Here is an 11743-nt window from a genome sequence, read left to right on the forward strand (position 1 = left end):
CTCGCGCCGGGAAGAGCTGAGATCCGCCCTCGGGAAGTTACGTACCGCTGATCAGCAGGAGCTGGATCAGGCGGCCGGAACGATGTTGACGACCTTGCGGCCACGGTGCGTGCCGAACTCGACCGAACCGGCCTGCAGCGCGAACAGCGTGTCGTCGCCACCACGACCGACACCCGAACCCGGGTGGAAGTGGGTGCCGCGCTGGCGGACGAGGATCTCGCCGGCGGAAACGACCTGACCGCCGAAGCGCTTCACGCCGAGCCGCTGGGCATTGGAGTCGCGCCCGTTCCGGGTGGACGATGCGCCCTTCTTGTGTGCCATGTCTCAGTCCCTCTTACTTCGCAGCCGTGGGGATACCGGTGACCTTGATCGCCGTGTACTGCTGACGGTGACCCTGGCGACGGCGGTAGCCGGTCTTGTTCTTGTAGCGCAGGATGTCGATCTTGGCGCCCTTGTGGTGGTCCACGATCTCGGCCTGGACCTTGATCCCGGCCAGCACCCACGGGTCGCTGGTCACGGCGTCGCCGTCGACAACGAGCAGGGTCGAGAGCTCGACCGTGTCGCCAACCTTGGCAGTGGAAATCTTGTCAACCTCAACGATGTCGCCGACAGCAACCTTGTGCTGGCGACCACCGCTGCGCACGATGGCGTACACGCGGATCTCTCTCTCACTCGGGACGGATGCTCCTGAAGCCAGCCGCTCACATGGGCCGGGGCCCACGGTGATCCGGAATGGACGAGCGGCCTCTCCCGCACGTGGTGCTCAGCGGGAGGAAGGTGCTCAGGAGCGCGACGCGCACTAGACGTCAATCGTCTAGGACATGCCGACGGTCTAGGTTACGGGGCTGGTTCCGGGGGGTCAAACCGGCTCCCGCAAGGCCGTGGGCCCCGCCGCTCGGCGGGGCCCACGGGCGTTGCGCGGATCAGGCTTCGGCGGGAGCCGAGACCGACGGGGGCGTCTGCTGCTCGGCCGCCGCCGTCTTCTTCGTCGCCCGCTTGGCCGGAGCCTTCTTGGCCGCCGTGGTGGCCGTGGTGGCCTTCTTGGCGGCCGTCTTCTTCGCGGTGGCGGTCTTGGTGGCCGCCGCCTTCTTCGCCGGGGCCTTCTTGGCCGGGGCCTTCTTCGCCGCGGTGGTGGTCGCCTTCTTGGCGGCCGTCTTGCGGACGGCCTTCTTGGCGACCGGAGCGGCTTCCTCGGCCGGCTCCGCTTCCACCGGCGCCTCGGCCGGGGCCTGCGGCTCCGCCGACGCCGTCTCCACGACCAGCACGGCCGCCTCGGCCGCGCCCGCCGGGGAACCGGCCGGGGCGGTGGCCTTGCGGGTCGCACGGCGGCGCGGACGGGCCGGAGCGGCCTCGGCGACGGGCTCCGCCGGGGCCTGCGCGGCGACCGGCTCGGGCTCGGGTACCGCGACCGGCTCCGCCACGGGGGCGGCCTCGGGCGCGACCACGGCCTCGACCACGACCTCCGGCTCGGCCGGAGCCGCCGGGGCACCCGCCGGAGCGGTGGCCTTGCGGGTCGCACGGCGACGCGTGCGGCCCTTCGGGGCCTCCTCCACCGGCGCGGCCACGACCGTCTCGGAGGCCTCCACGGCCTCGGCGACGACCTCGGCGGCCGGCTCCAGGACGGTGTCGGCCGGCTCCAGCGCCGGCTCGTCCTCGATGACCGGGGTCACCGGGGCGGCCACCTCGGCCGGGGCCTGCACCGCAGCGGCGGCCGCACCGCGCGGGGCGCCGGCCGGAGCGGTCGCCTTGCGGGTGGCACGGCGACGGTTGCGCCGGCCGCTGATGCCCGCGGCGGCCTCCGCCTCGGCCGGGCTGCTGTACAGCTCCTCGCCCGCGACGAACTCCGGCTCGGGCAGCGCCCGCGGAGCCGCGACCTCGGCCGCGACCTCCGCCTCCGTCTCGGCCTCGTACTCGTCGGCGTCGACCGTCACGGCCGTGCTGACGGCCTCGACCTCGTGGTCGTGCTCGTGACCGCGGCCACCACGGCGCTTGGCGCGCTTGCCGTTGCCACCGCCGCCGGCCGCCGTCGGGATGTCCATGTGCACGATGACACCGCGTCCGTTGCAGTGGACACAGGTCTCGGAGAAGGACTCCAGCAGACCCTGGCCGACCCGCTTGCGGGTCATCTGCACCAGACCGAGGGAGGTGACCTCCGCCACCTGGTGCTTGGTCCGGTCACGGCCCAGGCACTCCAGCATGCGGCGCAGCACCAGGTCCCGGTTCGACTCCAGCACCATGTCGATGAAGTCGATGACGACGATGCCGCCCAGGTCGCGCAGCCGCAGCTGGCGCACGATCTCCTCGGCCGCCTCCAGGTTGTTCCTGGTGACGGTCTCCTCCAGGTTGCCGCCCTGACCGGTGAACTTGCCGGTGTTGACGTCGATGACGATCATCGCCTCGGTCTTGTCGATCACGAGGGAACCGCCCGAGGGCAGCCACACCTTGCGGTCGAGCGCCTTGGCGAGCTGCTCGTCGATCCGGTACGTCGCGAAGACGTCCACCTCGGAGGTCCAGCGCGACAGCCGGTCCGCGAGGTCCGGCGCCACGTGGGACACGTAGCCGTGGATGGTCTCCCACGCCTGGTCACCGCTGACGATGACCTTCGAGAAGTCCTCGTTGAAGATGTCGCGCACGACGCGGACGGTCATGTCCGGCTCGCCGTACAGCAGGCTCGGCGAAGACGTCGTGATCTGCTTCGACTTCTTCTGGATGTCTTCCCACTGGGCCTGCAGACGCTCGACGTCACGGCGCAGCTCGTCCTCGCTCGCACCCTCGGCGGCGGTGCGCACGATGACGCCCGCGTCCTCGGGGACGATCTTCTTGAGGATGGTCTTGAGGCGGGCGCGCTCGGTGTCGGGCAGCTTGCGGCTGATGCCGGTCATCGAGCCCTCGGGCACGTAGACCAGGTACCGGCCGGGCAGTGAGACCTGGCTGGTCAGGCGGGCGCCCTTGTGGCCGATCGGGTCCTTGGTGACCTGCACCAGGACCGACTGGCCCGACTTGAGGGCGGACTCGATGCGGCGCGGGCCGTTGGCCATGCCCAGCGCCTCGAAGTTGACCTCACCGGCGTACAGGACGGCGTTGCGGCCCTTGCCGATGTCGATGAAGGCGGCCTCCATCGACGGCAGCACGTTCTGGACCTTGCCCAGGTAGACGTTGCCGACGTACGAGGTGGCCTCTTCCTTGTTGACGTAGTGCTCGACGAGCACGTTGTCCTCGAGGACGCCGATCTGCGTGCGCTCGCCCGCCTGGCGGACGACCATCACGCGCTCGACGGCTTCACGGCGGGCCAGGAACTCGGCCTCCGTGATGATCGGGACGCGGCGGCGGCCCTGCTCGCGGCCCTCTCGGCGGCGCTGCTTCTTCGCCTCCAGACGGGTCGAGCCCTTGATGGACTGGACCTCGTCGGACGGCTCGGCCTTCTCGCGGGCCGGACGCGGCTCGCGGACCTTGACGACGGTGCGGACCCCGTCCTCCTCGGCCGCCTCGACGTCCGTGCCGCTGTCACCGCTGCGGCGGCGACGACGACGGCGGCGCCGGCTGGAGCTGGAGCCGAGGGCGCCGCTCTCCTCGTCATCGCCCTCGCCCGCGTCCTCGTCCTCTTCCGCCTCCTGCTCGGCGGCCTCGGTCTCGGCCTCGTCCTCGGCGGACTCGTCCAGGTCGGCGGCCTCACCGCGGCGACGGCGGCGGCCACCGCGACGGCGGCGACGCGACGGACGCTCGCCGTCGGTCTCCTCGTCGTCGAGGTCGGCGGCCTCGGCCTCCACCTCGGCCTCCTCGGCCTCGTGCAGTTCTACGTCGGCCAGCGAGACGGGCGCCGATTCGGCGGCCGGAGCGGCCTCGACGGCGCCACGGCCACGGCGGCGGCGACGGCCGGCCGGCTGCGGGGCGGGGGCCGCGGCGGCTTCGACCTCGGCCTCGGGCTCCTCTTCCTCCTCGGCTTCCTCGGCCCGGGAGGCGGCGGCAGCGGCCGCGGCGGCCATGGCGGCGGTCTCCGGGGTCTGGAACATCGGCTCGGCGAACACCGGGGCCTGGAACACGGCCACGGCGGGGCGCGCGGCGCGGCGGGCGCCACGGGACGCCGGGGCCGGGGCGGCGGGCGCCTCGGGCTCGGCGGCGGGAGCGGCCGCCGCGGGCTGCGCGGGGGCGGCCGGGGAGGCGGAGCGGGTGGCACGGCGGCGTCCGCCGCGCTTCGGGGAGTCGACGGCGTCGGCGACGGTGACGGTGGCCTTGGCGGCGACCGGCTCCTCGGCGGCGGCCGCGGGGGCCTCGGCGGCCGGGGTCTCGGGAGCCGTCACGGCGCGGGTGGCGCGGCGGCGGGCACGCGGCGCGGCCGCAGCGGCGGGCTCCTCCACGGCGGGCGCGGCTTCTTCGGCGGCCGGCGCGGCGGCGGCCGGGGACTCTGCGGTCGGGGCCGCGGCGGCCGTCACGGCGCGGGTGGCACGGCGGCGGGCACGCGGCGCGGCCGCAGCGGCGGGCTCCTCCACGGCGGGCACGGCCTCGGCGGCCGGCGCGGCGGCGGCCGGGGACTCTGCGGTCGGGGCCGCGGCGGCCGTCACGGCGCGGGTGGCACGGCGACGGGCACGCGGCGCGGCCGCAGCGGCGGGCTCCTCCACGGCGGGCACGGCTTCGGCGACGGGAGCGGGGGCCGCGGCCGGAGCCTCGACCACCACCTCGGCCACGGCGTCGGCAGCCGGAGCGGCCACGGCGCGGGTCGCGCGGCGGCGGGCACGGGCCGGGGCGGCGGCCGCAGCGGCCTCCTCGGCGGGGGCCGCGACGGGCGCGGCGGCGGCCGGAGCGGCCTCGGCGGCAGCGGCACCGGGGGGCCCGGCGGGCCGGGACGCGGCACGACGACGCCTGCGCGGCGGCAGGCTGTCGCTCGGGGTCCCGCTGTCGGCGTTGCCGGCGGCGGTGGGGTTGGTGTTCTCGGTTTCGTTGTCGAGCATGCGGGCGGTTCTCCCGTCACGCTCCCGGGCGCCGCGGCTGACATCCGGTCCGGCACGGCTCCGCGCACAGGGCGCGGAACCGGCCTCCGGGGCGCGTTCGCCACACGGGAGCTCAGTTCGTGGCCGCCGGTTCCGTACGCGTTGTCGGTACGGCCTGGCGGAAGTCTTCAGGTCTGTGCGCTGCCCGACCCGGTTGGCTCCCGGGTGCCAGGGCGGCGCGACGATGACGATCCTTACGCGGCGGGACCTTCCGGCGCCTTCGCGTCGGCTGCTACGGCGGCCGTGGGTGGGGCGGCCGTGACAGCCTCGCGGTCGGGCGCGAGCGGGTCGGTCACCGTGCCGGACTCCTCGTCGAAGAGCCCCTGCGCCAGCCTGGTCACCGCTGCGGGGACCGGCGGCGCCAGGTCGGCCACAGCGTGGAGACCGGACAGGACGTCGTCGGGTCGCACGGCAGGTGTCAGATGCCGAACAACCAGCCGCAGTATCGCACAGGCATTGTCCAGTGGCCTATCAACCGGAGCGGGATGCGCTTCGAGGCTGACCACCGCACTTCGGGTGTCGAAGGTCCGCATGCCGTTCTTGGTGCGGCGCTGGACCTCGACGTTCCCGGCCTCGAGGAAGGCGGTCACGGCCCGCTCGGCGTCCGCGAGCTCCACGCCGTCCAGGCGCAGCTCCCACACGGAGGCCGTGAGCCGCTCGGCCAGCCCGGAGGTCCGGGCCTCGACGGCGTCGACGATGTCGAGCCCGACCGGCATCGACTCGTCGAGCAGCTCGCGGAGCATCGCGGGGTCGCGGGGCTCGGCGAGGGCGATCTCCAGGTACTCGGCCTCACTGCCGGTGCCGGTGGGCGCGGCGTTCGCGTACGAGACCCGGGGGTGGGGGGTGAAGCCGGCCGAGTAGGCCATCGGCACCTCGGAGCGGCGCAGGGCCCGCTCGAAGGCGCGCTGGAAATCCCGGTGGCTGGTGAACCGGAGGCGTCCGCGCTTGGTGTAGCGCAGTCGGATGCGCTGCACCACCGGTGCGGGGGGCGGGCCTTCGGGCTGTCGCTTGCCCAGTGGTTCTTCTCCTTGTGCGGGGCTCCGCGGCTCGCGCGTCGCCCTGAGGTCTTCTCGACCCGCTCCGGCTCACCCCTGCCGTTGGCGCAGGGAGATCTCGTCAGCGGGTGCCGCGTCGGCGGCTGTCGTACTACCCAGAGTACGCGCCCGTGACCTCGCCGGTTCCCGGGGAGGAGTACCGAACAACGCCCTGCGCACCTCGGCGCGGGCCTCCCGGACGGTGTCGCGGACCGTCCGCCACACGGCGCGCAGGAGGTGCCAGGCGGGCGTCAGCACGTACCGGTACACCTGCGAGAGGGGCCACCCGACGAGGACCCACCCGACCCACTTGGCCGCCCGCCACAGCGCACCGGTGATCCGCCCGGCCACGTGCCAGGCCCAGGCGAGGGCCTGCCCGACCGGGGTGAGCACGTACCGGTAGAGGGGCAGCAGCAGGTACCGGTACGCGGTCACGGCCAGCCACACCAGGGCCCGCCCGACGGGCACGAGCACGTACTGCCAGGTCAGCACCGCCAAGGGCCGCAGCAGGAAGGCGTAGAGCAGCCGGCCGGCGGGGGCGAGGAGGTAGGCGTACACCCAGGCCCCCACCGGCCGCAGCACGTAGCGCCACAGGGCTGCCCACGGCCAGACGAAGACCAGCTTGAGCAGGGTGGCCACCACCCACCCGACGGCGCGCGCCACCGGTTCCAGCACGTACGTCCACAGCGGCGCGAGCACGTACCGCACGAGCCCGCGGCCGAGGGCGGCGAGCAGTTCGCAGACCACCCGTACGGGCAGCACGATCAGCACCGCCACGATCTTCACGGGGATGCGCAGGGCCCCGACCAGGCAGCCTTCTCCCTGCGCCGGGTGCGGATTGTCTTGTTCCATGAACATACGGACACACGAGAGGCCCCCCGCCGTTGCGGCGGGGGGCCTCTCGATACCCAGGCGTTACTTGACGACCGACAGCGGGAGCAGCTTCTTGCCCGTCGGGCCGATCTGGATCTGGGTGTCCATCTGGGGGCACACGCCGCAGTCGAAGCACGGGGTCCAGCGGCAGTCGTCGACCTCGGTTTCGTCGAGGGCGTCCTGCCAGTCCTCCCAGAGCCAGTCCTTGTCGAGGCCCGAGTCGAGGTGGTCCCAGGGGAGGACCTCTTCGTACGTGCGCTCGCGGGTGGTGTACCAGGCCACGTCCACGCCGTAGGCGGGCAGGGTCTTCTCCGCCGCCTGCATCCAGCGGTCGTAGGAGAAGTGCTCGCGCCAGCCGTCGAAGCGGCCGCCGGACTCGTAGACCGCGCGGATCACGTCGCCGATGCGGCGGTCGCCGCGGGAGAGGAGGCCTTCCACGATGCCGGGCTTGCCGTCGTGGTAGCGGAAGCCGATGGAGCGGCCGTACTTCTTGTCGCCGCGGATCTTGTCGCGCAGCTTCGTCAGGCGCGCGTCCGTCTCCTCCGCCGACAGCTGCGGGGCCCACTGGAAGGGGGTGTGCGGCTTCGGCACGAACCCGCCGATCGACACCGTGCAGCGGATGTCGTTCTGGCCGGAGACCTCGCGGCCCTTGGCGATGACGTTGACGGCCATGTCGCCGATCTGGAGGACGTCCTCGTCGGTCTCCGTCGGCAGCCCGCACATGAAGTACAGCTTCACCTGGCGCCAGCCGTTGCCGTACGCGGTGGCGACGGTGCGGATGAGGTCCTCTTCCGAGACCATCTTGTTGATGACCTTGCGCATCCGCTCGGAGCCGCCCTCGGGGGCGAAGGTGAGGCCGGAGCGGCGCCCGTTGCGGGTCAGTTCGTTGGCCAGGTCCACGTTGAACGCGTCCACGCGGGTCGACGGGAGGGACAGGCCCACCTTGTCGTCCGAGTAGCGGTCGGCCAGGCCCTTGGCGATGTCCGCGATCTCGGTGTGGTCCGCGGAGGACAGCGACAGGAGGCCGACCTCCTCGAAGCCGGTGGCCTTGAGGCCCTTCTCGACCATCTCGCCGATGCCGGTGATGCTTCGCTCCCGCACGGGGCGCGTGATCATGCCGGCCTGGCAGAAACGGCAGCCGCGGGTGCAGCCGCGGAAGATCTCGACGGACATCCGCTCGTGGACGGTCTCGGCCAGCGGGACCAGCGGCTGCTTGGGGTACGGCCACTCGTCGAGGTCCATGACCGTGTGCTTGGAGACCCGGTACGGGACGCCCGACCGGTTCGGGGCGACGCGCGCGATGCGGCCGTCCGGCAGGTAGTCGACGTCGTAGAAGCCGGGGACGTAGACCTGGCCGGTCTTGGCCAGCCGCAGGAGGACCTCCTCGCGCCCGCCCGGGCGGCCCTCGGCCTTCCAGGTCCGGATGATCTCGGTCATGTCCAGGACGGCCTGCTCGCCGTCGCCGATGATCGCGCAGTCGATGAACTCCGCGATCGGCTCGGGGTTGAAGGCGGCGTGGCCGCCGGCGAGCACGATGGGGTGGTCGACCGTACGGTTGCGGGCCTCCAGCGGGATGCCCGCGAGGTCCAGCGCCGTCAGCATGTTGGTGTAGCCGAGCTCGGTGGAGAAGGAGAGCCCGAACACGTCGAAGGCACCGACGGGGCGGTGGGAGTCGACGGTGAACTGCGGGACCTGGTGCTCGCGCATCAGCGCTTCGAGGTCCGGCCACACGCTGTAGGTGCGCTCGGCGAGCACGCCCTCCCGCTCGTTGAGCACTTCGTAGAGGATCATGACGCCCTGGTTGGGCAGCCCGACCTCGTACGCGTCCGGGTACATCAGCGCCCAGCGGACGTCGCACTCGTCCCAGGCCTTGACGGTGGAGTTGAGCTCACCACCGACGTACTGGATGGGCTTCTGCACATGCGGGAGCAGAGCTTCGAGCTGTGGGAAGACCGACTCGGACATCACGCGACTTTCGTGAAGCGGGCAGGGGGCGACTCTCTAGCGTACCGCGCGTCCCGGCCGCCCCCCGCCGCAGTGATCAACGCTCCGGTCAGCGGCCGCGGGCGAAGGCGGCGCCCCGGGCGGAGGCCTTCTTCCACACCTTCGGCAGCTGCCGTTCGTACCGCTCGGCGAGGGTTTCCTCGCGGCCGTACAGCAGGCCCCAGGTGAAGGCGGACTCCCCGGCCCCGGCCGCCTGGGCGGCGAGGCCCCGCAGTGCCTCGCGGGCGACGACGCCGTCCTGGTGGTCGCCGAGCAGGGTCTGCACCTTCTTGGTGGCTTCGGCGAGGCGCTCGGCGGGCTTGCCGAGCGCGGGGGCGGCGGCGTCCGCCGCGTAGCGGGCGCGTTTGGCGGCCTTGCGGGCTTCGTGCAGGGCGAGGTCGCGCTCGTGGCCGGCGCCCTGGGCGAGGGCGCGCTTCACCTTGCGGGCGAGCCGGTCGTGGTCGCGCCGTACCGCCTTGGCCAGGACTTTCGCGGCAGGGTGGGTCGCGGCTTTGCGCAGCGGCGGGTCGGCGAGCAGGGCGTCGACGGAGTCGAGGAGGGCCAGGTACCGCTCGCTGTCGAGGGCGGCGAGGGCGCGCAGGCGCGATTCGGTGCGCCGGACGGTGTCCCAGATGCGCAGGCGGGCGCGGACGGGGCCCAGGAGCAGGGTGACGTCGAGTTCACCCAGCCGGGTGTGCAGCCGTTCCTGGAGGACTTCCTGGTCGCGGTCGACGCCGAGTTCGGCGGCGAGCCAGCGCAGTTCGGCGCGCAGTGGGTCGGTGGCCGTGCGGTCGAGGACGTTGCGGTAGGTGGCGAGGGCGCTGCGCATGCGGCGGGTGGCGACGCGCATCTGGTGGACGGAGTCGGGCAGGCCGCGGCGTACGGCGGGGTCATGGGTGATCAGGGCCTCGCGCTGCTCTCGCAGGTACGTGAGGACGCGCGCGCCGGCGGTGTCGTCGGCGGGGCCGGGTGCGGGCCGGGCGGGCGGGGCGGCGCCGGTCTCGGCGAGGGCCCGGGCCAGTTTGGAGGGGGCGTCGCTGACCTTGAGGCCGGCTTTGCGGAAGGCCTTCTCCACGGCGTCGAGGAGGAGGGGGTCGGCGCCGTCGGCGAGCTCGACCTCGACTTCGGTCCAGGCGGCGGTGGCGGGGCCCCGTTCGGCGGTGACGGTGTCGGTGCTCAGTTCGGCGAGCAGGGTTCCGTCGGCATCGAGGAGGTGCGTGACCTTGCGCTTGGACAGGAGCCGGACCTGGGGGGCGAGTTCGGCTTCGCGGGTGCGGGAGCGCAGGAGGGAGGCGAGGGGGCGGGGGACGGTGTCGTCACCGAGCGGGGCCGCGATCTCGTCGCGGACGCCCGGGGAGACGGGGAGTTTGAGGTGCCAGCCTTCGTCAGCGCCGCCGGTGCGGCGGCGCAGGGTGAGGCCGTCGGCGGCGAGCCTCAGGTCGGGGGTGTCGTAGTAGACGGCGTCGAGGCGGGTGGTGCCCTGCCGGCGCACGGCCGTGATCCCGGCCGTGCCCGTCAGGTCCGGCAGCCTCTTCGTCGCGGCCGAAGTGAACTCGAATTTCCGTTCGATCTCTCGTTTCGTGTCCGCCATGCTTCGAACGTAGCTCTGAACGGATCACGACGTGAAAAGAAACGGAAGGTTGCCCGCCGATCGGCCGGATCAGGCCGACAGCGGCCGCTGCACCTTGATCGACTGGAGCAGCCCCACCGCCACCCACACGGCGAACATCGACGATCCTCCGTAGGAGACGAACGGCAGCGGCAGCCCCGCCACCGGCATGATGCCCAGGGTCATCCCGATGTTCTCGAAGGCCTGGAAGGCGAACCAGGCGATGATCCCGGCGCAGACGATCGTCCCGTACAGCTCGGTGGTCTCCCGGGCGATCATGCAGGCGCGCCACAGCACCACGCCGAGCAGGACCAGTATCAGCCCGGCCCCGATGAAGCCCAGCTCCTCCCCCGCCACCGTGAAGACGAAGTCGGTCTGCTGCTCCGGCACGAACTGCCCGGTGGTCTGGGAGCCCTTGAACAGTCCCGAGCCGGTCAGGCCGCCGGAGCCGATCGCGATCCGCGCCTGGTTGGTGTTGTAGCCGACGCCCGCCGGGTCGAGTTCGGGGTTGGCGAAGGCGGCGAAGCGGTTGATCTGGTACTCGTCCAGGATCCCGAGCTGCCAGACGAGGACGGCCCCGGCCGCGCCCGCGCCCATCAACCCCAGCACCCAGCGGTTGGAGGCGCCGGAGGCGAGCAGCACACCGAGCACGATGACGACCATCACCATGACCGAACCGAGGTCGGGCATCAGCATGACGATGCCCATCGGGGCGGCGGCAAGGCACAGCGCCTTCACCACCGTGCGGTGGTCGGGATGGTCGAGGTCACCGGCGTCGACCCGGGTCGCCAGCAGCATCGCCATGCCCAGGATGATCGTGATCTTCACGAACTCGGAGGGCTGGAGGGAGAACCCGCCGCCGATCACGATCCAGGCGTGCGCGCCGTTGATGGTCGCGCCGAGCGGGGTGAGGACGGCGAGGACGAGCACGAGCGAGAGCCCGTACAGGATCGGCACCGCGCCCCGCAGGGTGCGGTGGCCCAGCCACACGGTCCCGATCATCAGCACCAGGCCGATCCCGGTGTTCAGGACGTGCCGCTCCAGGAAGTAGTACGGGTCGCCCTGGTTCAGGTTGGTCCGGTTGCGGGTCGCCGACCACACCAGCAGCGAGCCGATGAAGGACAGCGCGATCGCGGAGAGGAGTATCGGCCAGTCGAGCCGGCGCAGCACCGAGTCGCGCGCGGTGAGCCTGGCCAGCGCCCCGCGCTGCTCGGGCGCGTACCGGGAGACGGAGAACTTGTTGGCGGTCTGCATCGGGT

At 72.7% G+C, this 11743-nt stretch carries 8 protein-coding genes; all 8 read right to left on the minus strand.

What is annotated here, in order from left to right; translation table 11 throughout:
• Positions 1-66 precede the first annotated feature (66 nt).
• Positions 67-321, minus strand: coding sequence for a 50S ribosomal protein L27 (gene rpmA / locus OHA81_RS11340; RefSeq protein WP_030013081.1), 255 nt, complete (start codon positions 319-321; stop codon positions 67-69).
• 13 nt (positions 322-334) lie between these two features.
• Positions 335-655 (minus strand): 50S ribosomal protein L21, encoded by a 321-nt coding sequence (gene rplU / locus OHA81_RS11345; protein WP_030159347.1) that lies wholly within the window; start codon positions 653-655, stop codon positions 335-337.
• Positions 656-923: 268 nt separating this feature from the next.
• Positions 924-4946, minus strand: a complete 4023-nt coding sequence (locus tag OHA81_RS11350; RefSeq protein WP_329195171.1) for an Rne/Rng family ribonuclease — start codon at positions 4944-4946, stop codon at positions 924-926.
• A 233-nt stretch (positions 4947-5179) separates the two neighbouring features.
• A complete protein-coding gene (locus OHA81_RS11355; RefSeq protein WP_329202174.1) occupies positions 5180-5959 on the minus strand; it encodes a TIGR03936 family radical SAM-associated protein in 780 nt (259 codons plus the stop codon).
• Positions 5960-6070: 111 nt separating this feature from the next.
• Complete coding sequence (locus OHA81_RS11360; protein WP_329195173.1) at positions 6071-6871, minus strand: hypothetical protein; 801 nt, start codon at positions 6869-6871, stop codon at positions 6071-6073.
• A 63-nt stretch (positions 6872-6934) separates the two neighbouring features.
• On the minus strand, positions 6935-8860 hold the full coding sequence (locus OHA81_RS11365) for a TIGR03960 family B12-binding radical SAM protein (protein WP_329195174.1): 1926 nt from the start codon (positions 8858-8860) through the stop codon (positions 6935-6937).
• A gap of 85 nt (positions 8861-8945) precedes the next feature.
• Positions 8946-10466 carry a CYTH and CHAD domain-containing protein gene (locus OHA81_RS11370; RefSeq protein WP_329195175.1) on the minus strand — a complete coding sequence of 507 codons (1521 nt, stop codon included), beginning with the start codon at positions 10464-10466 and terminating at the stop codon, positions 8946-8948.
• 69 nt (positions 10467-10535) lie between these two features.
• Complete coding sequence (gene rodA, locus OHA81_RS11375) at positions 10536-11738, minus strand: rod shape-determining protein RodA (RefSeq protein WP_329195177.1); 1203 nt, start codon at positions 11736-11738, stop codon at positions 10536-10538.
• Between the last annotated feature and the right edge of the window lie 5 nt (positions 11739-11743).

Source organism: Streptomyces sp. NBC_00667 (assembly GCF_036226825.1).
Classification (GTDB): domain Bacteria; phylum Actinomycetota; class Actinomycetes; order Streptomycetales; family Streptomycetaceae; genus Streptomyces.

Coding starts and splice junctions, on each gene's coding strand:
- rodA (WP_329195177.1), bottom strand. CDS start 11,738: ATGCAGACCGCCAACAAGTTCTCCGTCTCCCGGTACGCGCCCGAGCAG.
- OHA81_RS11350 (WP_329195171.1), bottom strand. CDS start 4,946: ATGCTCGACAACGAAACCGAGAACACCAACCCCACCGCCGCCGGCAAC.
- OHA81_RS11370 (WP_329195175.1), bottom strand. CDS start 10,466: ATGGCGGACACGAAACGAGAGATCGAACGGAAATTCGAGTTCACTTCG.
- rpmA (WP_030013081.1), bottom strand. CDS start 321: ATGGCACACAAGAAGGGCGCATCGTCCACCCGGAACGGGCGCGACTCC.
- OHA81_RS11360 (WP_329195173.1), bottom strand. CDS start 6,871: ATGGAACAAGACAATCCGCACCCGGCGCAGGGAGAAGGCTGCCTGGTC.